Origin of the sequence: Paenibacillus solanacearum (assembly GCF_910593845.1) — a bacterium.
Classification (GTDB): Bacteria; Bacillota; Bacilli; order Paenibacillales; family NBRC-103111; genus Paenibacillus_G; species Paenibacillus_G solanacearum.
Genome location: NZ_CAJVAS010000023.1, coordinates 17,711 through 42,514 on the forward strand (window position 1 = coordinate 17,711; position 24,804 = coordinate 42,514).

The window sequence follows — 24,804 nt, forward strand, 5'->3', positions numbered from 1 at the left end:
TGTATACTCCCCCGATCATTCCGTAGAGAGACTGCGAGAGGTGGTGGCTTCATTGAAGGCCGTCTGGAAATACAAAACGCTTTATCTGATGATGCTCCCCATCCTGGCCTACTTTTGCCTGTTCTCGTTCTACCCGCTCATCCGCGGTTTTATTATCAGCTTTCAGAACTTCAGGCTGATCGGCAACCGCCCGTTTGTCGGCTTCGACAACTATGCCGCGGTGCTGAGAGATACGGCTTTCTGGGATGCATTTCAAAATACGCTGGTTATTGGCGTCGGTTCGCTTGTCATTGGTTTCGTGGCACCGATCGTGTTAGCGCTCTCTTTGAACGAAGTGATGTCGACCTGGTTCAAAAAAGTAACGCAAATGGTCGTCTATTTGCCGCATCTGTTCTCCTGGGTCGTCGTCGGCGGCATGTGGATCATGATGCTGTCGCCGGATACGGGGATCGTCAACCAGATTTTGCTGGCGCTGGGCGCCGATAAGCCGATCGGCTTCATGTCGAGCTCCTATTACGCCCGCGGCGTTATGATTCTGACCTCCGTCTGGAAGGAAATGGGCTTCACCTGCATCCTGTATTTGGCGGCGATCGTCTCGATCAATCCGGCGCTTTACGAAGCGGCCAAAATCGACGGCGCGAGCCGGTGGCAGGCGGTCCGGTACATTACGCTGCCCTCTCTGGTCTCGACGATGAAGGTGGTCGTCATGCTGAATGTGCTCAGCATCCTGCGGATGTTCGATCAAATCTTCGTCATGCGCAACGGAGCGATCGCCAGACAAGTCGACGTCATTATGATGTACACGTATCAGAAGGGGATTCTCGAGTTTAAGATCGGTCTTGCGACCGCCGCGGGCTTTCTCGTTATATTTGCGACGCTGATCATTACATTCGTAACCCGGTTCCTGATCCGTTACGACGAGGGGTGAGATGATGAATTTGAGAACGAAGCAGGCAGGAGTCGGAAGCCGTGTGTTCGATACGGTCAATGGATTGTTTTTGCTATTCCTCATCGCAACGATGATTATTCCTTTCATTAATACGTTTGCGCTTGCTTTCTCGACCAACTTCGCGTCCATGCAGCCGGGCATCGTGCTGTGGCCCAAGGAGTTCAGCGTCGAGGGGTTCAGTACGGTATGGAATCGGATGCAGCTGTATCTTCCGTTCACCAACAACGTCATCGTGACCGTCGCAGGGACGATCGGACACGTCGTGCTCTGCGCCATGGCCGGCTATGTGCTGGTGCAGCCGCTGCTGCCGGGCAAGAAGGCGATGGTCTCGCTCATTTTGCTGACGATGATGGTACCGGGCGAAGCGATCATGATCCCGCTGTACGTCGTGAACAAGGAGCTTCATCTGCTCAATACGCTGTACGCGCTGATCATTTCCGGGCTTGTCTCCGGCTTCAGCGTGCTGCTCATGCGCAACTTCTTCCTGTCCATTCCGATGGAAATGTCCGAGTCGGCGCGTATGGACGGGGCGGGCGATCTGCGCATTTTCTTCCGGATTTACCTTCCGCTTGCAAGCGCGGGTCTGGCGACCGTCACGCTGTTCGAGTTCGTCAGCCGCTGGAACCAATTCACGCCGGCGCTGCTGTACATTAGCGACCATGCCAAATATACGTTGCAGATTGCGTTAAAATCGCTTATCGTCGATACGGACTCCACGTCCAGCAATTTCATCATTACAACGAACGTGAGAATGGCGGGGATCGTCATCGCGCTGCTGCCGCTCATGCTGATTTATCCGTATGTGCAAAAATATTTTGTCAAAGGCATTATGGTCGGCGCCAATAAAGAATAAGCGCGCGATAAGCAATACCTAAACATGAAAATGACGGGGAGACATCCTATATGAATAATGACGGAACGATCCGCTCGTCCATGACGCTGACGCGGGTCATCGAGCATTCGGAGCAAAGCGCTTATATCGAGATTCCGTTCGACATGCCGGATCGGGTGGAGGAGCTGTTCGTATCGTACCGCGTGCAGTCGCACGGGGAAGGGAAAGCGGTTGTCGACCTGGGCGTGCGCGACCCACACCGGGTCCGGGGCTGGAGCGGCGGCGCCCGCACGGAGTTTCGGATCGGGCTGGAGAAAGCGACGCCGGGCTATCTTCCTGGCGCGCTGTCGCCGGGCGGCTGGGCGGTGCTGCACAATGCGTACCGCATTCCGCCGGAAGGCTGCACCGTCACCGTGACGATCGAATGCGCGCTTAAGACGCCGCGCTGGCTGAAGGGCGACCTGCATACGCACAGCGTCAACAGCGACGGCAAGTATACGCTGGAGGACAATGCGGCGATCATGGAGCAGCTCGGCTGCGACTTCATCGCGATGACCGATCATAACGCGATCAGCCAAAACTTGACGTATCCCCGCAATACGAGCGTAGTGATGATTCCGGGGATGGAGTTTACGACCAATTTCGGGCACAGCAACTTTCTTGGCGTGACTGATCCGCTGCGCGATTTCCGGGTGAAGGATCAGGATGACGTGAACGCGCGGCTCGCCGAAGCGCGGGAGCGCGGGGCAAAAATCGTGCTCAACCATCCGCATTGCGACAACTGCGCATGGGAATGGGATTTCGGCGTCGACCACGACTGGGTCGAAGTGTGGAACGGCCCTTGGACGGCCCGCAACGCGCGGACGCTCGCGTGGTGGCAGAGTGAGCTTGCCTCCGGGCGCAGACTGACGGCGATTGGCGGCAGCGACGTGCATCGTCCCGACCCATACGTGAAGCATGCGATGCCGTGCACGTGGGTATACGCGTCGTCGAAGACGGTGGAAGGCATTCTCGAGGGTATCGGCCGCGGTCATGTGCATATCTCCTACGCCCCGGACGGGCCGTTCATCGGGCTGCGCTGCGGTTCGTTCATCGTTGGCGACGCCGTCCCCGCAGAGGAGACGGAGCGAATCGTCACCGTAGCGGCGGAAGGGCTGAAAGCCGGCGACCGGCTGAAGCTGATCGGCAACAGCGGCGTAGTGAAGGAAGCGGACGCCACCGAGGACGGGCCGCTGGAGCTGTCCTTCGACGCCGGAGAAGCCAACCTGTCGTTTATCCGCGCGGAAGTATGGCGGCGCTTCGACGTTGTCGACATGACCTTAATGGCGGCGCTGACGAATCCGATTTATTTTGACTGATTGCCGATGGATTGGCGCCGGATGCGTTTGGCTCGCGACATAACAGTTAGCTTAATTATCCATACGAGGTGATGCTGAGATGAAGATGACGCTGATGACGTTTAATTTGAGATACAATACTCCCAATGACGGAGACAACATTTGGACGAACCGGGCGGACCGTGCGGCACGAATCATGCTGGATCATGATCCGCTGGTGATCGGCACGCAGGAAGGGTACCATGTGATGCTGACCGATCTGCAGGAACGGCTGCCGGACTATGCGTGGATCGGGCAGGGCCGCAAAGGCGGGCACGAGAACGAGCATTGCGCGATTTTTTATAAGAAAGCGGAGCTTGAAGTGCTCGAGCAAGGGCAGTTCTGGCTATCGGAAACGCCGGACGTGCCGGCCTCCAAAAGCTGGGACAGCAATCTCCCCCGCATTTGTACGTGGGCGAGGTTTGGCCAGATCGGGACAGGGACGCAGTTTTACTTATACAATACGCATCTCGACCATCTCGGGCAGCAAGCGCGGGAGAACGGCGCGGGCATGATCTGGGATTTGCTGTGCAAGCACCGGGACGCGTCGGGGCTGCCGGCGGTCATCATGGGCGACCTGAACAGCCGGCCGTATGAGCTGCCAATTCGATTTCTACGCGGCGAAGCGGAGATCGGGGGCCGGACGACGGCGCTGATCGACGCCTACAGCAAGCTATCCGGCGCGATCGGCCTGACTGCGCACAGCTTCGAAGGCGGGGCGGAAGGAGAGCCGATCGATTATATTTTCGTGACACCGGACGTGAAAGTGACGGAGGTGGCTGTCGACCGCAGAAAGATCGACGGCGCTTATCCGTCCGACCATTATCCGATCGTTGCCAAAATCGAGCTGAATGGGGATTGATCTGATGGAACCAAACGTGAAACTGGAAAAAATATACGTCGTTTTCAAAACTCACTTCGATATCGGTTTCACCGGGCTTGCATCGGATGTCGTCAGCCGCTACAGCTCCGATATGCTTAAGGAAGTCAACGAGATTTGTAACCGAACAAGCAGCAACAAGGAGCACGAAAAGTACGTATGGACGATGTCGTCCTGGCCGCTGCTGCAATCGATTGAAGGCAGCTCGGCGGAAGACCGCGAGCAGGCGCTTGCCTTCCTCGAAGACCGGCAGCTTATCTGGCATATGCTTCCGTTCACGACGCATACCGAGTTTTGCGGATTGGAGGAATGGGTCCGCGGCATGTACATTTCCCGCCATCTGACCGAACGGTACGGCTACAAGCCGACGGATGCGAAGATGACGGATGTTCCCGGCCATACGTGGAGCGTGCCTTCGTTATTGAAAAAAGCCGGCGTGCACATCCTTCACCTTGGCTGCAACGGATTTTCGACGCCGCCCGACGTACCGCCCGTGTTTTTCTGGGAAGGGCCGGACGGGGAGCGGCTGCTGACGTTTTATTCGAAAGGCGGCTACGGTACCGGGATTTTGCCGCCGGACGAATGGACGCATCCGGTGTGGCTGGCGATGATTCAGACGAACGACAACCATGGCCCGCATGAAGCCTCGATTGTCGATGAGATGAAGGCGTCGATTGCGGCCAAAGGGCTGCACGACACGGAGCTGCACATCGGCAGCCTGGGCGATTTCGCGGAGGACTTCCTGTCGCGAAATCCGGATTTGCCGGTCATCCGCGGCGATTTGGCCGACGCCTGGATTCACGGCGTAGGGACCGCGCCGCGCGGCGTGTCGCGCGTCCGGGAGCTGCGCGGCCGCATTGCGGCGGCGGAGAGCGCGCTGTCGCTGCACATGGTGGACGGCGCCATCGGCGGAGAACAGGCGGCCGCCGTGAAGCGGCTGCTGGACGACAGCTACGAGCATACGCTGCTGTTCGGCGAGCATACGTGGGGGATGGACTGCAAGACGTTTTTGTTCCCGCGCAAGGCGTACGACAAGGCCTCGTTCCAGGAACTGAGGCAGAGCGAGCGCTACCGGCTCATGGAGCAATCGTGGCAGGAGCAGATCGATTACGTGAACCGGGCGGAACGCTCGTTGACGGAAGCGCTGGCGCTGCTCGGCGCAAGCGGCGGTGCAGACGCGGAGACTGCAGGAGAAGCTGCGATGGAGCTCCGCGCTGCGGATGCGGAAGGAGCGGCAGGCGGCAGAGATGCGGAAGCCGTGGGAACGTTGAGCCCGCCTAGAACGGGGCAAATGGCTGTCGCAGGTGCAGACGCGTCGACCGGGCAGGAAGTCGCAGCGGCGCTCAGCACTGCGGTGAACGCCGCAGCGGCCGGTACGCCCGCAGGCGCAGCTGCAGGAAACATCGGCAAGACGCTCCGCGCGTATAACCATCTGGGCTGGAGCCGCGATCTGCGCCTGGGCCTTACCCCGGAGCAGCTTCCGCTGCAGGGAGAGGCGCTCGTCGACTGCGCGACCGGCGAAGCGCTGCGCGTCGTCGCAAGCGATGACACCGCCTACGTGGATGTCAAAGGCATGCCGGCGCTCGGGTACAAGACGCTCGCTTACGTCAGTGCGGCGGACGCTTCGGACCAGAGCCAAGCGCAGCACCGGCCTGCCGGGGAGCAGACCGCGGATTCTGCAGGTGGCGGCTTGCTGCAAGCGAGCTTGCAGGAAGAGGAGGCGGTGCTTGAAAACGAGTTGTACACCGTGAAAGTATGCCGCCGTACGGGATGGCTCAGCAGTTTGTACGACAAGCGGCTGGCGAAAGAGTGGATCGAGCAGCCGGAGGAGCGGGAGGCGAAGGGGGCAGGCTTCGGCTTCGGACAGTACGAATACAATATTTACTCCAATCGGGACATTACCCGCTATATTAAGAAATACGCTTACCGGTTCTATGATTGGGGCGTTCACGACTTCGGCAAGACGGACTACCCGGAGGCGCAGCGGCGGCTTTCCTTCACGACCGTACTGAAAGATTTCCGTCTGATTGAGGAGCGGGACCGGATCAAAGTCGAATGCACCGCTGGCACGCCCGGCGATTCCGTCACGGAATACGGCAATGCCCGCGATATCGTATGGAGCGTCACGCTCACGCGGGATGCCCATATCGACATGGAATGGCGGCTGCTCGGCAAGGCGGAGACGCCGCTGGCCGAGTCGGGCCATATCGTATTTCCGCTGAAGTTGGATCGTCCCTCGTACCGGATCAACAAAATGGGCAGCGTCGTCGACCCGTGCGCCGACCTGGTTCCTTATTCCGGCACGATGCTTCACTGCTGCGAGCATTTTGTCGACGTCTCCGACGGAACCGCCGGTCTTGCGATCGTTCCGCTCGATTCGCCGCTGCTCTGGATCGGGCGCAACGGCATGTGGGATTACGAGCCCGATTACAAGCCGGAGAAGCCGGAGCTTAACTTCAATTTGTTCAACAACTGGTGGGGCACCAACTTCCCGCAATGGATCGGCGGCGATTTGACGTACCGCTTCCGGCTCATTCCGCATCAGGGAGACTGGCGCGAAGGCGCCGTATGGAAGGCGGCGGAGGAAGCGCGGGCCGGGAGCGGCTGGGCTGCGGCGGCATCGGCTGCGCTGCGGCCGGACACAGCTGCATTTGGCACGGACAACGTCCGCAGCACCGCAGACACAGCGGCTACGCTGGAGCTGCTGCCCGGCGGGGTGCCGGACATGGCCGTCACTTGCTTCAAACCGGCCGAAGACGGCGACGGTTTTATCGTCAGGCTGCGCGATTGGCGGGGAGAGGCTCGTACGGTTGCGATCGCTGTCGGCGATGCGGTCGCGGAAGTGCTGGAGACGGATTTGCTGGAATACGGAGGAGAAACGCTGCCGCTGCGGTGCGGACCGGCCGGCCGGGAGCTGCGTCTTCAAACCGCGGGCTTTGAGGTGCACACCCTGCGTATCCGGCTATAGAGGCTTATCGCAACCGGAGAATCGTCTGCAATCGCCCTCCCGCCCCGGTTTACACGGCGGCTGCCGATATCGTATGATGGGTATGAAATGTGGTGTGGCGTGAGGAAAGGGAGAACCAGATGAAGCCGACGATTTACGACGTTGCCGAAGCAGCGGAAGTATCCATTGCAACCGTATCCAAAGTCATTAACGGCACGGGACGGATCAGCGAAAAGACGCGAAAGCACGTCCTTCAAGTGATGGAGGATCTGAAATATAAACCGAGCATGGTCGCATCCGCATTGACGGGGAAAAGCACCTATACGATCGGGCTGACGCTGCCCGATCTGGCCAACCCGTTCTTTGCGGAGATCGCCCGGGCGGTCGAGGACCGGGGACATGAGTACGGATTCAATTTGTTCATATGCAGTACGGACAACGATCCGGAGCGGGAAATCAAATATTTCTCGCTGCTGATGCAAAAGCGGGTCGACGGTATCATCATTGCTTCCCGGACACAGAAGGACCAATATGTCAAAGGGCTGATCCAGCAGCAAATTCCGATTGCGATGATTGCCAGGGAGATGCCGACGCTCGCGGTCGACACGGTGATGGTCGACGACTTCCTCGGCGGCTACCAGGCCGGATCGCATCTGCTCGAGCTCGGTCACCGGCGGATCGCGATTCTCGCCGAGGATATGAACGAGATGAGTACCCGGGAGCGGATACGCGGCTGCCGCCAAGCGATGCTGAACGCGCAGGTGGAGCCCGACGAGGCGCTGATCGCCGTAGGCGGCTTTACCGTCGACAGCGGCAAGGAAGCGGCGGGACGCCTGCTAGAGGCCGAAGACCGACCGACGGCGGTATTCGCCTGCAATGACGTGCTGGCCATCGGCGCGAATCAGGCGGCGCGCCGCTGCGGCTTGCGCGTGCCGCGAGATCTTTCCATCATCGGCTTCGACAACACGGTTTTGGCGACGATCATGGACCCGCCGCTGACGACGATCGCGCAGCCGATCCAGGAGATCGGACGGCAGGTCGTCGACCTGCTTGTCCAGGAGATCAAGGGTGAGAAAGCGCTCAAGCAGCGGGTGCTGCTCATGCCGCAGCTCGTGGAGCGGAGCTCCTGCGGCCCGTGCCGCTAAACGCTGTTCAGGCAAGCCTATCCGGCTTGCCTGCGGCGTTTTTTTGCATACGCAGCGAAGCTCGACGGCATGCATTCTTCGGAAGCGCGTGCCCGAAGCGCAAACAGCGGCAAGGATGCAGCGCGCCGCTCATGCCGCCGCAGACATCCCCCCAAACCAAAGAGCAGTAATCTCAGGACCTCATTCCTGAAATTACTGCTCCGGTATCTTCGCTTCTGCTGCAGCACAAGCTTCCCCGGGTACGGACATCTTGACCTGACCGCCGTCTCGAATTGCCGCTGCCGAATCACACGGATGCATCGTAGGAGCGTAGGGCTGTAAAGCTCTCTTCTCTTGGCCTCAAGGAACCGTGAATCGCCTTATGTTCTATTTGGCCGCGTCAATCGCCTTGTTCGCCGCCTCATCCGCATCCCGCAGCGCTGTATTGATGTCTTTCGTACCCAAAATGGCATCGTTGAACGCTTTGATCACTTCGGTCTGCGCAACGGTCTGAAATTTCATTTTGATCGCAGGATCGGCGAATTTAGCCGGAAGAATCGCTGAAACCTGTTTTCCGCTCAAGAACGAAGCGTCTTTCCCGATTTCGCTTAGCAGTTTGGTATTGTTAAGGACGGGGATCAAGCCCTTTCTTGCCAAATGGGTCTGCATTTCCTCCGACGTCAAATAGGAAATCACTTCGAACGCCTGCTCCTTGTCTTTGGCCATCTTCGTGATATAGAAAAAGGTCGGATAGTTCTGCGGTCCGACACCCGGCTTATCGCTGAAGGTCGGCATCGGCGCATAATCCCAGTTCAAGCCGGACTGGGTCCAGCGCGAATGCAGGCCGCTAAGCGCCATGAACATCGCGACCGTCTTGTCCTTTTCCCACTTTTCCAGCAGCTTGGAGTAGGAGACCGTATTTTTGTCCAGCTCGTTGCCTGGAACCTTGAACGCGCCGATCAACGCTTCGAAGGTTTTGACGAACGGCTCCTTCGTAAACATCGCCCGGTTCGTTTTCGGATCGACATACGGGGCGGAATAAGGCGTGAGCATCAAAAAGTGCGAATTGGAAATACCGAGCCCGGTATACTTTTTGCCGCTATCCTCACGGGACAGCTTGCGGGTCAATTCCATCATCTGCTCCCAGCTCATGCTTTCTTTAGGGTAAGGCACGCCGAACCGGTCAAAAATTTCTTTGTTATAAAAAAGCGACAAGGTTGTCGTGTTCACGGGCAGGCCGTAAATGCCGCCGTTCGCAATTTGCCGCTGCATCTCAATGGCCGAAGGCTCCAGCTTGGTCAGATCGTAATTGTATTTTTTGATCAAATCCGAAATATCCACTTCCATTTGATACTGCTGCAGCGACATCGCCGTCTGGCCGATCGAATTGTACAAAATATCGATTCGCTGACCCGCCGTGATGAGCTTATCGAGGCTCGTATCCTTCGCATTGTATGTAATAAACACCGGCGTAACGTGAGGGAACTTCTCCTTAATCTTATTGCCGTACATCTCCATAAAACCTTTTTCGTCAAAGTCGCCGCCTGTGGAATAAAACACGAGCTCAATGGGGTCTTTCTTGGCGGCTGGTTTTTCCGCTTCTTTGGCAGTTGGTCCCTGCGAACTGCCGCCTCCTGAACAGCCTGTCATCGCTGCCGCAATGAATAACGATGTCAACCAAAATCCTTTGTTCAACTTCATACGGTTCCTCCCTTTTTATCATAGGCGTTTGATAAAGGATTGCGGCTAGCCCGAAATGTTGGTTCGACCTTGTTGTGTTGGGCTAATGGTACACGCAGGAAGGGGGAAAGGATATGTTCAAGTTTTTAACTTTTCCTCATATTTAATAAAATGTATAAAAGAGTTAATCATCTAAAAAATTGAATATTGCTATTGGGCCGTTCTTTCGGCCAGCGGTCGGGCCAAAACGACGGCGGTATGGCGGGCAAGCCCGCCGGCGACGACAGGCTCAACGCGTACAAAGCCCAAGCGCGGTTGCGGCACCGCGCCGCGGTCGGTCGGGTCGAACCTCACGCGGGCATGGATGGCGCAAGTTTGCCAAAGTCGGTGGCTTAGAAAAACGGTCCGGTTCGGTTCGCCAGTGACATCTGTTTAGATAGGCGGCGGTTTTTCAACGGCTTTCAGTGACGACCGTGCAGCTGCGCTGTAACGAAATGCGAAGCCGGTACTTGGTCGCCTGCCAAAAGGTGGAGCGTTCCAATGTACAGACCGGCTGCCCTGCGAATCGCATGTTGTCCCGGATCGTCAGCCCCAGGTGCAACATGGTTGCGTAAAGGCAGGAGGTGGCGCAGCGATCGAGCGGCAAATGGAACGGGCACGTAAATTTGAATTGACAAAACAAGGCACGTGCATTACAGTAAAGTTATTGGGAAAGCGCTTAACCTTGACTGTTAAGGGAAGGCCGTAATCTTTATACTTTCGAATTTATTTTCCTTATTTTTCTAAGAAAAAGTTTCGCCGTATGCTACAACCGAATCTTCATTTCGATTTATGGGGAGGGACGATCCTTAATGAACACCGTCCGACTGACGATGGCGCAAGCGCTGCTTCGTTTTTTGAACAATCAGTATATGGAGATCGACGGCGTGGAGCACAAATGCTTTAAGGGCGTCATGGGCATATTCGGACACGGCAACGTGACGGGTATCGGCCAGGCGCTGGAGCAATACAAGGATGAAATGCTGTTCATCCAGGGGAAAAACGAGCAAGGCATGGCCCATGCTGCAATCGCTTACGCGAAGCAAAAGAACCGGCTTGAAATGTTCGCCTGCACGTCCTCCATCGGACCGGGGGCGCTCAATATGGTGACGGCGGCGGGCGTCGCTTCGGTCAACCGGATCCCGCTGCTGCTGCTGCCCGGCGACATCTTCGCCAGTCGGCAGCCCGATCCTGTGCTGCAGCAGATCGAGTATCCGCTCGATTACACGGTTACGGCGAACGACGCCTTCAAGCCGGTCAGCAAATATTGGGACCGGATCAACCGTCCGGAGCAGCTGATGACGGCCGCCATCAACGCGATGCGCGTGCTGACCGATCCGGCCGAGACGGGGGCGGTGACGCTGTGCCTGCCGCAGGATGTGCAGTGCGAAGCGTACGATTACCCCGCGTCGTTCCTGGCGAAGCGGGTGCATCATCTCGACCGCAAGCCGGCGGCGGCATCGGCCGTCAGCCGGGCGGCGGAGCTGCTCGCCGGCAAGAAGAAGCCGGTCATTATCGCTGGCGGCGGCGTCCATTATTCGCTCGCGACGGATGCGCTGCGCGAATTCGCCGAGACGTTCGGCATTCCGGTGGTCGAGACGCAAGCGGGCAAGAGCGCCATCGCCTGGAACCATCCGCTCGGCTTCGGCGGCGTTGGGGTAACGGGGACGCAGGCGGGCAACCGGCTGGCGGCAGAGGCTGACGTTCTCCTCTGTGTCGGGACGCGGCTGTCCGACTTCTCCACCGCTTCCAAGACCGCCTTCCGCAGCGCCGACGTCGAGTTTATCAACGTGAACGTCAGCCCGCTCGACGCCTACAAGCTGGACGGCGTGACCGTAGTCGGCGATGCGAAGGAAGCGCTCGGGGCGCTGTCCGCTGCGCTGAAGGAACGGCAGTACGCCGCCGCTTACGATGCGGAGGCGCTCGCTTCGCTCAAGCGGGAGTGGGATGCCGAAGTCGACCGGCTGTACGCGGCCGAGAACGGAGAAGGACTGGCGCAGACCCGCGTGCTCGGCGAGATCAACGGCTTCCTCGGCGAGCGGGACGTCATCGTCTGCGCGGCGGGAAGCTTGCCGGGCGACCTGCACCGCGTATGGCGGGTGACGCAGCCGAAGACGTACCACATGGAGTACGGCTTCTCCTGCATGGGCTACGAGGTATCCGGCGCCTTCGGCGTGAAGCTGGCCGATCCCGATCGCGAAGTGTACGCGCTCGTTGGCGACGGCAGCTACCTGATGCTCCACTCGGAGCTCGTCACGAGCTTGCAGGAGGGACGCAAAATCAATGTGCTGCTGTTCGACAACCACGGCTTCCAGTGCATTCACAACTTGCAGCGGGGCCACGGCAGCGACGGCTTCGGCAACGAGTTCCGCGTCCGCAGCGGCGAAGGCGGCCAGCTGGGCGGCGACTTCATGCCGGTGGATTTCGCGGCGCATGCCCGAAGTCTGGGAGCGGTTACGTTCACGGCCCGCACGCCGGAAGAGCTGCGGGATGCGCTCGAGCGGGCGAAGCGGGAAACGAGATCGACGCTGATCGATATCAAGGTGCTGCCCGGCACGAACACGGACGGATACGATTCGTGGTGGCATGTCGGCGTAGCTGAAGTGTCGGAATCGGACAAAGTGCAGCAATCGTACGCACAGCTTCAGGAGAAATTGAGCGACATTCGCAAATATTGACCGTGACCGGCCGGGCACGCTGTTGCCGGTGTGGTCTCCCCTTGAGACCGCTACCTGCAAGCGGCTTGCGCCGGATATCCATATAAGCCAATCCGAAGGAGGACGCTTTTCGAATGAACAATGTGAAATACGGCATTTCGGCGATTAACTGGGTGAACGAAGACATATTGGAAATGGGCGACCATTACACGGCCGAGCAGGTGCTCAGCGATATGTCGAGCCTCGGCTACGAGGGGACGGAGTTTTGCCGCAAGTTTCCGCGGAACACCGATGCGCTGCAGTCGCTGCTCGGCTCGAAGAACATGGTGCTGACGTCGCAGTGGAAGTCGGTTCATTTCACCGACCCGTCCCGGAGGGAAGCGGAGCTGCAAGCGTTCCGCGAGCATGCGGATTTCCTGAAGGCGATGGGCTGCAAGTACGTGGTGACTTGCGAGACGGGCAACGCGTTCGAGGACTTGAGTCTGAATTCCGTCCGCATCGAGCCGCTGACCGATGAGCAGTGGGGTTATTTGGTGGAAGGTCTGCACGAAGCGGGCCGGTACTGCAGAGACAACGGGATGAAGCTGGTCTATCATTATCACGGCGAAACGGTTGTGGAGAGCGGCGAAGAAATCGCGCGGCTGATGCAATCGACCGATCCGGAGCTCGTGCACATGCTGTACGATACGGGGCACGCATATTTCGGAGGCAGCGATCCGCTGCATATTATGCAGACGTACTACGACCGGATTGCCTACATTCATCTCAAGGATGTCCGCCAAGAGGTGCTGGACTGGAAACGCACGCAGGGCGTCCGCTTCCGGGATGCGGTGCGCAAAGGCGTATTCACGGTGCCAGGCGACGGCTGCATCGATTTTGCCCCGATCTTCCGGGAGCTGAAGGCGCGCAGCTATGAAGGCTGGATGATCATCGAGGCCGAGCAGGATCCGGCAATCGCCGATCCGGTGCATTACGCCCGCAAGGCGAAGGAATACATCGAGCAAGTGTCGGCTTGACAGGCGACGCATCTTGTTGCCGTGCGGCATAGGGTAAAGCGCTTAACTCCAATCTGAGTAGACAAGAAAGGTTGTCAGACGATGGACAAAATTACAATCGGCATCATCGGCGCGGGAAGAATCGGCAAGCTGCATGCCGAGCATATGAGCAGAAACCGGCAAGTCGTCGTGCAGACGATCTCCGACGTATTTATCACGGATGAGCTGCGGGCGTGGGCGGCGGAGCTGGGCATCGGCTCCGTAACGGACAATTACAAGGACATTATCGGCGATCCCTCCATTCAGGCCGTATTCATATGCTCGTCGACGAATACGCATGTCCCTTTCATCGTGGAAGCGGCGCAGGCGGGCAAACATATTTTTTGCGAGAAACCGATCAGCCTCGATTACCGGCAAACCGCCGAAGCGCTGAAAGCGGTGAAAGAGGCGGGCGTACTGCTGCAAACCGGGTTCAACCGCCGGTTCGACCACAACTTCAAGCGCGCCAGAGAAATCGTGCAGGACGGCAAAATCGGCAGCCCGCATCTGGTCAAAATTACGTCGCGCGATCCGGCGCCGCCCGGCGAGGATTACATCAAAGTATCCGGCGGCCTGTTCATGGATATGGCGATTCACGACTTCGATATGGCGCGGTATTTGTCCGGCAGCGAAGTGACGGAAGTGTACGCCCAAGGGGCGGTGCTCGTCAATCCGGTCATCGGGGAGCTCGGCGATATCGATACGGCGGTGATTTTCCTGAAGTTCGCAAACGGCGCGCTCGGCGTGATCGACAACAGCCGCCAAGCGGTCTACGGCTACGATCAGCGGATCGAAGTGTTCGGCTCGGAAGGCAGTGTCACGGTGCAGAACGACCATCCGAATACGGCTGAGATCAGCACGAAGGACTCAGTGTCGCGGGACAATCCGAAATATTTTTTCCTGGAGCGGTATCATGAATCGTATATCGACGAGACGCGCCAGTTTATCGAGTGCATCGTGCACGGAGGGGAAGTGCCGGTAGACGGGCGCGATGCGCTGCAAGCCGAGAAGATCGCCTATGCGGCGAAACTGTCGCTGCAGGAGCGCCGGCCGGTTCAACTGGACGAGATCGACTAAGCGGCCGAATCGACAGGTGGCCATGAACGAGACGAAACGATGAGAGGAGAGGGCATGATGGCACCATCCAAACTAATCGTACCGAGCGCGGAGCCGGCCGCGGACGGCAATGTGCTGCGCATTACGCCGCAATCGGCCGGCTGGTCGTATGTCGGCTTCGAGGTGTACCGGCTGCAGGCCGGGCAATCGCTGAAGCGGGAGACAGGGGAGCAGGAGGCATGTCTCGTGCTGCTGTCCGGCTTGGCTGATGCGGCGACGTCGGGGAGCAAGTGGGAGCGGATCGGCGAGCGCATGAGCGTGTTCGAGGAAAAGCCGCCGTACGCGGTATACGTTCCGTCAGGCGACGCATACGAGCTCACCGCGCTGACGGAGGTGGAGCTGGCCGTGTGTCTGGCTCCCGGCAAAGGCTCTCACGCCGCGCGGCTCATCGCGCCAAGCGACATTGAGGTGGAAATTCGCGGCAAGGGGAACGCGCAGCGGCGCATCCATCAAATTTTGCCCGAGCAAAAGGAGGCGGACAGCCTGCTGGTCGTGGAAGTATTCACGCCGAACGGCCATTGGTCCAGCTACCCGCCGCACAAGCATGACGAGGATAACTTGCCGGATGAGTCCTACTTGGAAGAGACGTATTATCATAAAGTTCAGCCGGAGCACGGGTTCGCCATTCAGCGCGTATATACCGACGACCGGTCGCTGGATGAAACGATGGCTGTGAGAAACGGGGAAGCGGTGCTTGTGCCCAAAGGCTATCATCCGGTATCGGCGCCTCCCGGTTACGACGTGTATTATTTGAATGTGATGGCGGGGCCGGTTCGCACGTGGAAGTTCCATAACGACCCGGACCACGAGTGGATATTCAAGGAATGGGCCAAGTGAGGCTGGCATTCCGCGAGTGCTGCAACGCGTACCGTACCGGCTGGAATAGTCCGAACCCGGACCGGGCTGCGGCTCGCAAATCTGGAAGATAACCCAAAGGAGGCTGCGGGGCATGAGCTTGATTACGTTTGAGCTGAATCGACCGATGGATTTCATTGGACTCGGGCGGCTGTGCATCGATTTGAACGCGAACGAAATTCACCGTCCGATGGAAGAAACGCGCATGTTTACAAAGTACGTCGGGGGTTCCCCGGCGAACATTACGATCGCCATCGCGAGACTGGGGCTGAAGGCCGGTTTTATCGGCCGGGTGTCCGACGACCAGCACGGGCGCTTCATTACGCATTATCTTGAAAAAGAAGGCATCGACACAGCGAGCGTGATCACGGACAAGTCCGGCAGCGTGACCGGGCTTGCCTTTACCGAGATCAAGTCGCCGACGGACTGCAGCATCTTGATGTACCGCGATAACGTGGCGGACCTGAAGCTGGAGCCGGGCGACGTACGCGAGGATTACATCCGCCAGGCCAAGGCGATCATGATCTCCGGCACGGCGCTGGCGAAGAGCCCGTCCCGGGAAGCGGTGTTCAAGGCCGTCGACTTGGCTCGCAAGCATAACGTCGTCGTCTTCTTCGACATCGATTACCGCCCGTGGACGTGGACGTCCCGCGACGAGACCGGCATTTACTGCAGCCTGGTGGCGGAGAAAAGCGACGTCATTCTCGGCGGGCGCGAGGAGTTCGACCTGCTGGAGGCGCCGTTCGGCCCGCTGCAGCAGGACGACCGCCTGACGGCGGAGCGCTGGTTCGCGCATCATGCGAAGATCGTGCTCGTCAAGCACGGCGGCGACGGCTCGGTCGCCTTCACGAAGGATGGACAAAGCTTCACCGGGACGACCTTCCCTGCGAACGTCGTCAAGACGTTCGGCGCGGGCGATTCGTTCGCCGGAGCGTTCATCTACGGCCTCATGAACGGCTGGGATATCGCACGCAGCCAGCAGTTCGGCGCCGCTTCCGCCTCGATCGTCGTATCGAGCCACAGCTGCTCGGACGCGATGCCGACGGCAGAGCAAATTCAAGCGGTAATCGACAAGCACAGCAGCAACTAGCCGCTTGCTCTGCCGGCATTCCGGCACGGACGAACGGCTTCATCACAGGATCGTGCCGCTTACGTATGAACAAGAAAGTGGGGTTTACGATGCTCGTAACGTTAAAGGAAATGGCCGATCGGGCGGCAGCCGAGGCTTACGCCGTCCCGGCCTTCAATATATTCGGTTATGAAGATATCGCGCCTGTCGTGCAGGCCGCGGAGGCGATGAACGCCCCCGTCATTCTGGCCGCGAATCTTGTTGCGGTGAAGCATATGCCGGTGCCGTACTTGGCGCCGCTTATGCTGCGGGCCGCCCGTGAAGCGTCCGTTCCCGTCTGCGTCCATCTGGACCACGGCAAAGATTTGGCCGCCTGCGTCGAGGCGATTGAGCACGGGTTCAGCTCCGTCATGTACGACGGCTCCCAGCTCCCGCTGGAAGACAACATTCGGCGCACGAAGGAAATCGCCGACTACGCGCATGCGCACGGCGTATCCGTAGAAGCGGAGATCGGCTCGGTCGGCTACAGCGATCCTTCGATCGCGATGAAGCACATGCTGTCCGATCCGGACGAGGTGGACGTGTTCGTGCGGGAAACCGGCATCGACGCGGTGGCCATATCGGTCGGCACCGTACACCGGATGGAATCGCAGGCGGCCAGCATCGACTTCGACCTGCTGCAGCGCATTCAGGACCGGGTCGGCATTCCGCTCGTTATTCACGGCTCCAGCGGCGTGCCGGACGATCAGCTGCGGCGTCTTACGACGTACCGCGTCGCGAAGATCAATATCGGCACGGCGCTGCGCATGGCGTTCGGCCGCACGCTGCGCGACGAACTGGAGCGCAAGCCCAAGGAGTTCGACCGGATCGCCTTGTTCCAGCAGCCGATGGAGGCGGTGCGGGAAGCGGCATTGGCCAAGTTCGCCCTCTTGGGCTTCGATACAAAGTGAGGAGAGATGATGATGACCGAGCGACAAACGTTACGCAACTATATCGGCGGCGAGTGGGTGGAATCGGTATCCGGGCAGCTTGAGGCGGTGCCGAATCCGGCGACGGGCGATACGCTCGCTTACGTGCCGATTTCGTCCCGGGAGGACGTGGATCGCGCCGTCGCTTCGGCGAAGGCGGCATTTGCCGAGTGGAAGCAGGTTGCCGTTCCGCGGCGGGCGAGAATCCTGTTCAAATACCAGCAGCTGCTGGTCGAACATTGGGAGGAGCTGGCCCGGCTCGTGACGCAGGAGAACGGCAAAAGCCTCAGCGAAGCGCATGGCGAAGTGCTGCGCGGCATCGAATGCGTGGAATTTGCCGCCGGCGCACCGACGCTCATGATGGGCAGCACGCTGCCGGACATCGCAACGGGGCTTGAATCGAACATGTACCGCTATCCGATCGGCGTCGTGGGCGGCATTACGCCGTTCAACTTCCCGATGATGGTGCCGTGCTGGATGTTCCCGCTCGCGATTGCCTGCGGCAACACCTTCGTGCTGAAGCCTTCCGAGCGGACGCCGATTCTGGCTTGCCGTCTCGCGGAGCTGTTCACGGAAGCGGGCTTGCCGGCCGGCGTGCTCAATATCGTGCACGGGGCGCATGATGTCGTGAACGGCTTGCTCGAGCATGCCGACGTGAGCGCGATTTCGTTCGTCGGCTCCCAGCCGGTGGCCGAATACGTGTACAAGACGGCGGCTGCGCACGGCAAACGGGTGCAGGCGCTCGCCGGCGCCAAAAATCACTCCATCGTCATGCCGGACGCCAACCTCGATCTGGCGGTCAAGGAGATCATTAACGCCGCTTACGGCTCGGCTGGCGAGCGCTGCATGGCGACGTCCGTCGTCGTCGCCGTCGGCGGCATTGCCGACAAGCTGGTAGAGCGTCTGGCCGAGGCGGCGCGGGCGATTGCGATTGGCAATGGGCTGGAGGACGGCGTGTTCCTCGGACCGGTTATCCGCGATTCGCACAAAACGCGCACGCTGCAATATATCGAAGCGGGCGTGGAGGAAGGCGCGAAGCTGATTCTGGACGGGCGAGGCGCGGAAGCGACCGGAGGCAGCGGCTATTTTGTCGGGCCGACGCTGTTCGATCAGGTGCAGCCGGGCATGAAAATTTGGACGGATGAAATCTTTGCGCCGGTGCTGTCCGTTGTCCGGGTAGCGACGCTGGATGAGGCGATCGAGGTCGCCAACCGGTCCGAGTTCGCCAACGGCGGCTGCCTGTATACCGACAGCGCCAAAGCGATCCGCCACTACCGCGAGCATATCGACGCCGGGATGCTCGGCATCAACGTCGGCGTTCCCGCGCCGATGGCCTTCTTCCCGTTCTCCGGCTACAAGAAGTCGTTCTACGGCGATTTGCATGCGAATGGCAAGGACGGCGTCGAGTTTTATACACGGAAAAAAATGATGGTGGCGCGGTATTAAGCTGCCTCGAGCACTGCCGAGGGACGAGACGATCCGTTCCGCGTTCGCATCTGCATCGATCCATTTGGCATCGATCGGCGGACCTTCAGTGAAACGACCTCAAACAAACGGCCATTCCGATTTCGACGGGATGGCCGTTTTAATTGTGACGAGGGTTACGTCGATCATTTTGTGAAATAATGTCCTTGTTCGAGGTCTTCAAGCAGACCCGGCTGCACAGGCCGCCAGCCGAGCAGCTCCTGCGTCTGTGCACTTGATCTAGGAATATCCATTGCGGCGAGAGCGCCTAGAAAACCAAAGTGGGCCTCCGCCTCCTCACGGGGAATGCTAACCGTCGGTAAGTTCAGATGCCGTCCGATAACAGCTGCAATATCGCGGAATCGGATCCCTTCATCGCCTACGCCATCCAGCCGCGAGCCTGCTGGGGCCGCTTCAACGGCCAAGCGGTATAGTAATGCGGCATCGATGCGATGAACGGCCGGCCAACGATTGGCCCCATCGCCGATGTAAGCGGAGAAGCCCTTCATACGGGCGGTGTGAATCAAAAGGGGGACAAAGCCCTTATCTTGCTCCCCGTGCACCGATGGCGCAAGCGACACTATGGATGTCCGTACCCCGCTCTCAGCTAACCTAATAACCGCATTCTCCGAGGCTATCCCATTGGCGTGAGCCGTAATGACGAACGGCTTGCCGGAGCCTTCAAGCGCCGCTCCCATTGCTTCTACGGCACGCAGATCAGCAGCAAGCGACCCGGCAAAATCCGAAAAATCATGGTTAAATGCAAGATGGATGACACCATCAGCGGCAGCGGCGCCGCGTTGAAGACAGTCAAGATCCTCAAGGGTGCCGCGGTGAGCCTCAGCACCTGCCTTCTCGAGTAAGGCCGCACCCTTGTCCGAACGAGTAAGTCCTATAACTTGATGACCACCCTCCAACAGCTCACGAACAACTTCAGAACCGATATAGCCGGTAGCTCCGGTTACAAAAATACGCATAGTGATCTCTCCTAATCAGATTTTCCACCTAAAGGCTGAACCCTTAGGTGGTTGATGAATTGCACTATTAAAGCATAAACTATAGAGTGAACTCTAGGGCAAGTCATCATGAGGAGAGATGAATATGAGAATTCAGGAATTTGCGAACAAGATGGGATTATCGATTCACGCGATCCGTTTTTACGAAAAGGAAGGTTTGTTCGACGGTCGTCATGTTCAGCGGGCGGGAAATAATTATCGCAATTATACTGACGAGGCTGCGGAGCGTGTGCAGATGATCAAGAAATTCCAGGGCTTGGGCTGCTCACTCGCTGAGTTAAAGGAGATTTTTCAGGATAGCGATACCAACACGAAAACTCACCAGCAGGTCATTGAATGGATCGAGCAAAAGAAGAATGAGATTGAACGCAAGAAAGCCGAATACGATCAAATTCTTGAAACGCTGGACTGGATGATCGAATACAGGAAGGTCCTCATGAACGATCCGCAAAAGGCGGAAGCGATGCTCAACGCCAGAAAGGCCGTCTCCCCTCATTAAGGAGAAACGGCCGCAGGCTTTCCTATCGAGCTACTAAAACAAATGCAGTTTTTTTGCCTCCACAATCCTAAAGCATCATAGCTGCATCGCATTTAGTTGCTCTTTGCCGTATCTTTTCTTCAAGCCATCGACTTCGATTTCAATGCCGATATCGTTCGACCAACCGGAGAAGCTGGTTCCATCCAGCAGCTTGCCGTTAAATGCCGTGCCGACACCGACCTTCTGATGAGGGGGAAGCGAGATCGTCATCGGCTCGAACTTGATCTCGGCTGTATTTTGTAGCAGATAAGGCCTAACTGTTACAGCCTTCTCTTTCCCATAATTGATCAGCGTAACGGTACAGTCCGCTTTCACATTCGCTTCTTCCGATCGATAGCTGCAATGGCTGTTCTTCTTGGAGAAAGCGACGGAGGAGACGGAGACGGAATTATAATACAGAACAATCATGGTCTTCTCGGTCACGATCGGAAACAGAAACGCGAATGCGATACAGCTCAGCACGATCCGGCTTCGTATATTGGGATATCGGAATTGATAAAACTTCACCGCACCGATGTACCCGGAAACAATGACAAGCAGCCCAACAATAACCGAGAAGTGCAGCCCCGAATCGAGCTCGGTATGGGTCCACGGCGGTATTCCAACCGCTCTGAATATACTGTCTCCGAAAGAATAGCCAAGGTGGGTGTTGGATAGGAGCAGCAGACCGATCAGAATGAGTACCAAAAACAGCGCTTCTTTTCTAGGCATTTCATCTCCCCTTAACTCCTTTCATAAAAAGACGTCTTGGCTTATATAAAGTTGCACTATACTTGGCAAGAACATTATAGTTCCCCGATAATCTAGCCGTCATCGTTACAGGAAGTTGAGGCTGTTATTATTTAATCGGATCACTTTCTCACTATAACTGTTTAACTTAGCTTCAAAACGGCTCCTATCTTGTTCGAAGTCCCGCGTCCATTTGTACATCATTTTAAGCATCAAAAAGTCGGGTTTATAATGACACGATTCAATACCTAGCTTTTGTTTAATAAATCGGGTTAGGATTCTTATCTTGCGCTTCCACAACGGAGTATCTAGAAATATGATTGTATCTGCCATTTGATATAAGCATTGATAGGATGTTCTATCGGTTCCTTCAAATATCCATTCGCCGCGGTTGTCTATTTCCATTATAACTTCAATTTGTTCTTCTGCTGTACGCTTATATCGCCCCGTTGGCGTTCGATGATGGACGATGGCATCGAGTTCATACCAAGGTATATTCATTTTCTTTGATAACCGTTTAGCCAATGTCGTCTTGCCACTAGCGACAATTCCAATAATAAGGATCTTCTTCATTTCCAACTAGGCTCCCTATATCAGACATATCGAACATATCAGACATATTCGTATTTCTTCGTGGTTCTTTATCTTAGGCTATGTTAAATCCTGATGTTGATTTTTACGATAAGAAAACCGCCTCGTTGAAGAGGCGGCTTATGAGCTATCGTACCCGTCGAGTCCCTTTAATTTGGTTTTGCATTGATTTCCGTTAAAGTTCATGCATTTCAGTTAAGTCTTCTTCTAAACGTCACTTATTTATTACCGAGTTGTTCCGCCAAACCGATTAGAAGTCCTTCATGTCCACGAATGTAGCAGAGCCGATACGAGTCCCCGTACTGAACCACTTCGCCAACGAGCTGAGCGCCATGCTTAATGAGTCTGGATACCATTTCGTCAATGTCTTCAACGGTGAACATGACACGTAGATAACCGAGGGTATTTACAGGAGCCGTTCGATGATCTGATATAGTAGGTGGGGTGAGAAATCGCGAAAGTTCAAGTCTGCTGTGACCATCTGGGGTAACCATCATAGCAATCTCTACACACTGTGAACCCAGCCCGGTTACGCGACCAGCCCATTCGCCTTCGACAGTAGCCCGCCCTTCGAGCTTCAAGCCAATCTCCTCGAAGAAAGAGATTGCGCCATCAAGGGATTCTACAACGATGCCAACATTGTCCATTCTCAGTAATTGGTTTTTTGCCATAGGTTTCTCTCCTTATGTGTGCAAATTTATTAAGGGATCATCTTCATATTTATTCTATCAACAATTACTAATCGTTTCCAAACGGCATCCTATCACAGTTCATGACCCCCATGTCAATGACAGGAGGGCAGCAGGACTGGCGTTATGAGCATCTTATTTCAATTCCTGAATGAGCCGTTTGGCTTGACCGCTGGGCGTGTCGATGACCTCGTATACTTTGACCGTCATGCGGCTATCCACCTGATCCGTCTTCAAATTGCTGAAGTTGATCGTCTGCATGCCGCTTACCAGCTTGTTGACACCGACAAAAGGAACGGTTTGCGTGCCGAGGATCCGGTTCGACGCGTCGGTCAGCTCAAGCTGGAGCTTGGAGAAGCCGGAATCGACCACGACCTGCTCCTGCTTCGCGATGTTGAGCAGCAGCCTCATTTTGAAACCGAACACGTTATCCGATTTGTCGTAGGTCCACAAGTAGTGGTGCTCCTTGAATTCGATCCGATAAGGATAGAGCGAGACAACGTTCGTTTGCGATTCCTTCTGCGGCTGCACGCGGACCGCCGCGATCGTCAGCCGGTTGGAAGGGGACGTTTTGTCGTCGACGGCATGCATGACGAAGCTGTCGCCTGTCTCCGTCAGCGGAATCATATACGAGTAGCTGACCACATACGATGTGTTGGACAACAGGGAAGCGGGCGCGCTGTTCTGCCGGGTGCCGGCATACACTTTGCCCGTCGAGCCGATCAGCTCCGTTTGAAACGGCGGCAGCGTGAGTGCTGTGTCGCCCCGGTTCGTGACCTTCCATTTGGCGATGGCGGTCTGGTATCCGGAATCTTCGTTCGTATGCGTATATAACGACATTAAGCTGAGGCCGATTCTCTCGTCCAGCAGGTTGTTCGGTTCGATTTTGACCGGATCGCCGATAAGGTAAGGGATGCCTTCCGGGAGCGGCTCTCCGGCGGTGACTTGCTCCCGCTTCAGCTCGAACAGGGCGGCCGGTACGGAGACCGTGCTCGATCCGGCCGTTTTTTTATTGAAGACGGACAGCTCGACCCGGTTCTCGCCCCATACGTCGGGAAGAATCGCCGAGAAACGGTACACGGTCGTCTCTCCCGGGGCCAGAAAGGCCGGATGGACGCCGCCGTCGACAGCGGCCGCCGCAATACCGGAGCCGGCGAACTGGAATTGGGACGTCAGTCCGGGTACCGTCTCCAGCGCGGTGCCTGTATTGCTCAGCTCGGCTCGCGCGGTCAGCTTGCTGCCCTCCGGCGTTTTGACGGCGGACGCCTGGATGAACCGCAGCTCCAGCCCGGAAGTGGCTGCCGCCTGCACCGGAACCGACGTCCCGGAGGTTTGCAGCACGGTTGAGCCCCGCAGTGCGACGGAGCCGTAGTCGATCGTATCGGCTGCATTCTTTTTGCTGAAATGAAGCTTCAGCTCGTTCGCGTGCTTATCTGCCGGAATGGCGGCGGCCAGCGTAATCGTCGTCTGCTCCCTGGGAAGCAGCGTCGCGTCGCCGCCGGATACCGGCGTAGCCAAATAAATGAGCCGGTTCGTATCCTTCAATATATACTGCAGCGAGGTCGGCAGCTTGTACGAGGAGGTGCCGATGTTTTCTACAAGAAGGTCGATGTACAGCGTCCAGCCGCCGTCCTTGGCGATCCGCATGCTGCGGGCCACCTCGAAGGACGCCATCGCGTCGTCCGGCAGCGTGCTGTCGATTTCATCCACCTCGATATACACCTTTTGCCGTTTCGATCCGCCCTCCGAGACGGCCGCCGCCACCGGTAAAGCGCCGATTTCTTTCATGAAGCTCGGCTGTGCGTAATCCCATGCGAAGAGCATAATGTTGAGCTGGGAAGCTTCCAGCCATACCGGCACGTCGGCCAAGTAAGCGAAGTCCTCCGATTTCCCTGGAAACACGCGGGCGTTTTTCTTCTCCGTCAAGCCGGCGGAATACGTTTGGCCGCCAGCGTCCTTCACCATGACGCCGTAATCGTTCAAATCGACCGGCTTGCCGCTGTCGTTGGTCAGCCGCAAGCGGAAGCGAAGCGTCTGGCTTTCCGTGCCGGGCGACAGCGCCGCTTCTTCCAATGTATATGCGACATCCGGCGCAATGGATACTTCCGGGGATACGGGGGGCGATTCGGCTTGCGCCGCCCCGGGCGCGCCGCACAAGGCGCAGAACAAGGCGATCAGCGTCAACCTTACGATCCATCGGTTGAAGCGATTGTTGGTTTGGCTATTCATTGACTGTTTCTCCTCCGTCTCC

At 57.4% G+C, this 24,804-nt stretch carries 20 protein-coding genes; 14 read left to right on the top strand and 6 right to left on the bottom strand.

Annotation, left to right across the window (positions count from 1 at the left end; all coding sequences use genetic code 11):
* Positions 1-43: 43 nt before the first annotated feature.
* From KXG62_RS21385 to KXG62_RS21410, 6 genes are all read left to right on the top strand, one after another.
* The gene (locus tag KXG62_RS21385) at positions 44-928 is read left to right on the top strand and encodes an ABC transporter permease subunit (RefSeq protein ID WP_246627568.1); all 885 of its coding nucleotides are present in this window, start codon (positions 44-46) and stop codon (positions 926-928) included.
* Between the two features lies 1 nt (position 929).
* Positions 930-1,802, top strand: coding sequence for a carbohydrate ABC transporter permease (locus KXG62_RS21390; RefSeq protein WP_246627562.1), 873 nt, complete (start codon positions 930-932; stop codon positions 1,800-1,802).
* A gap of 50 nt (positions 1,803-1,852) precedes the next feature.
* Entirely contained in the window at positions 1,853-3,139 is a 1,287-nt protein-coding gene (locus tag KXG62_RS21395) for a CehA/McbA family metallohydrolase (protein ID WP_218094053.1), read from the top strand.
* 79 nt (positions 3,140-3,218) lie between these two features.
* A complete protein-coding gene (locus KXG62_RS21400; RefSeq protein ID WP_218094054.1) occupies positions 3,219-4,019 on the top strand; it encodes an endonuclease/exonuclease/phosphatase family protein in 801 nt (266 codons plus the stop codon).
* Between the two features lie 4 nt (positions 4,020-4,023).
* Positions 4,024-7,005, top strand: coding sequence for a DUF5054 domain-containing protein (locus KXG62_RS21405; protein ID WP_218094055.1), 2,982 nt, complete (start codon positions 4,024-4,026; stop codon positions 7,003-7,005).
* A gap of 119 nt (positions 7,006-7,124) precedes the next feature.
* A complete protein-coding gene (locus KXG62_RS21410; protein ID WP_218094056.1) occupies positions 7,125-8,129 on the top strand; it encodes a LacI family DNA-binding transcriptional regulator in 1,005 nt (334 codons plus the stop codon).
* A 366-nt stretch (positions 8,130-8,495) separates the two neighbouring features.
* Here the strand turns inward: KXG62_RS21410 and KXG62_RS21415 are convergent, their stop codons facing one another.
* Entirely contained in the window at positions 8,496-9,809 is a 1,314-nt protein-coding gene (locus KXG62_RS21415) for an ABC transporter substrate-binding protein (protein WP_218094057.1), read from the bottom strand.
* A gap of 830 nt (positions 9,810-10,639) precedes the next feature.
* Between KXG62_RS21415 and iolD the strand changes: the two genes are divergently transcribed.
* The 7 genes from iolD (at position 10,640) to KXG62_RS21450 (ending at position 18,972) form a co-directional block, all read left to right on the top strand.
* A complete protein-coding gene (gene iolD / locus KXG62_RS21420) occupies positions 10,640-12,505 on the top strand; it encodes a 3D-(3,5/4)-trihydroxycyclohexane-1,2-dione acylhydrolase (decyclizing) (RefSeq protein WP_218094058.1) in 1,866 nt (621 codons plus the stop codon).
* Between the two features lie 113 nt (positions 12,506-12,618).
* Complete coding sequence (gene iolE / locus KXG62_RS21425; RefSeq protein ID WP_218094059.1) at positions 12,619-13,500, top strand: myo-inosose-2 dehydratase; 882 nt, start codon at positions 12,619-12,621, stop codon at positions 13,498-13,500.
* A gap of 81 nt (positions 13,501-13,581) precedes the next feature.
* The gene (iolG, locus tag KXG62_RS21430; protein WP_218094060.1) at positions 13,582-14,595 is read left to right on the top strand and encodes an inositol 2-dehydrogenase; all 1,014 of its coding nucleotides are present in this window, start codon (positions 13,582-13,584) and stop codon (positions 14,593-14,595) included.
* A 57-nt stretch (positions 14,596-14,652) separates the two neighbouring features.
* The gene (gene iolB / locus KXG62_RS21435; RefSeq protein WP_425517367.1) at positions 14,653-15,471 is read left to right on the top strand and encodes a 5-deoxy-glucuronate isomerase; all 819 of its coding nucleotides are present in this window, start codon (positions 14,653-14,655) and stop codon (positions 15,469-15,471) included.
* 112 nt (positions 15,472-15,583) lie between these two features.
* Positions 15,584-16,579: a 5-dehydro-2-deoxygluconokinase gene (gene iolC, locus KXG62_RS21440; RefSeq protein WP_218094062.1), complete on the top strand. Its 996-nt coding sequence runs from the start codon at positions 15,584-15,586 to the stop codon at positions 16,577-16,579.
* Between the two features lie 65 nt (positions 16,580-16,644).
* Positions 16,645-17,508, top strand: coding sequence for a class II fructose-bisphosphate aldolase (locus tag KXG62_RS21445; protein ID WP_246627563.1), 864 nt, complete (start codon positions 16,645-16,647; stop codon positions 17,506-17,508).
* Between the two features lie 9 nt (positions 17,509-17,517).
* Positions 17,518-18,972, top strand: a complete 1,455-nt coding sequence (locus KXG62_RS21450) for a CoA-acylating methylmalonate-semialdehyde dehydrogenase (protein ID WP_425517369.1) — start codon at positions 17,518-17,520, stop codon at positions 18,970-18,972.
* Between the two features lie 164 nt (positions 18,973-19,136).
* On the opposite strand, the gene KXG62_RS21455 is transcribed toward KXG62_RS21450, so the two are convergent.
* Complete coding sequence (locus KXG62_RS21455; protein WP_218094064.1) at positions 19,137-19,967, bottom strand: SDR family oxidoreductase; 831 nt, start codon at positions 19,965-19,967, stop codon at positions 19,137-19,139.
* Positions 19,968-20,091: 124 nt separating this feature from the next.
* Between KXG62_RS21455 and KXG62_RS21460 the strand changes: the two genes are divergently transcribed.
* Positions 20,092-20,505: a MerR family transcriptional regulator gene (locus tag KXG62_RS21460; RefSeq protein ID WP_218094065.1), complete on the top strand. Its 414-nt coding sequence runs from the start codon at positions 20,092-20,094 to the stop codon at positions 20,503-20,505.
* A gap of 75 nt (positions 20,506-20,580) precedes the next feature.
* On the opposite strand, the gene KXG62_RS21465 is transcribed toward KXG62_RS21460, so the two are convergent.
* The 4 genes from KXG62_RS21465 to KXG62_RS21480 form a co-directional block, all read right to left on the bottom strand.
* Complete coding sequence (locus tag KXG62_RS21465; RefSeq protein ID WP_218094066.1) at positions 20,581-21,255, bottom strand: hypothetical protein; 675 nt, start codon at positions 21,253-21,255, stop codon at positions 20,581-20,583.
* Between the two features lie 105 nt (positions 21,256-21,360).
* Positions 21,361-21,846, bottom strand: a complete 486-nt coding sequence (locus KXG62_RS21470; RefSeq protein ID WP_218094067.1) for a EutP/PduV family microcompartment system protein — start codon at positions 21,844-21,846, stop codon at positions 21,361-21,363.
* 236 nt (positions 21,847-22,082) lie between these two features.
* The gene (locus tag KXG62_RS21475; protein ID WP_218094068.1) at positions 22,083-22,535 is read right to left on the bottom strand and encodes a VOC family protein; all 453 of its coding nucleotides are present in this window, start codon (positions 22,533-22,535) and stop codon (positions 22,083-22,085) included.
* 153 nt (positions 22,536-22,688) lie between these two features.
* Positions 22,689-24,782: a hypothetical protein gene (locus KXG62_RS21480; protein WP_218094069.1), complete on the bottom strand. Its 2,094-nt coding sequence runs from the start codon at positions 24,780-24,782 to the stop codon at positions 22,689-22,691.
* Between the last annotated feature and the right edge of the window lie 22 nt (positions 24,783-24,804).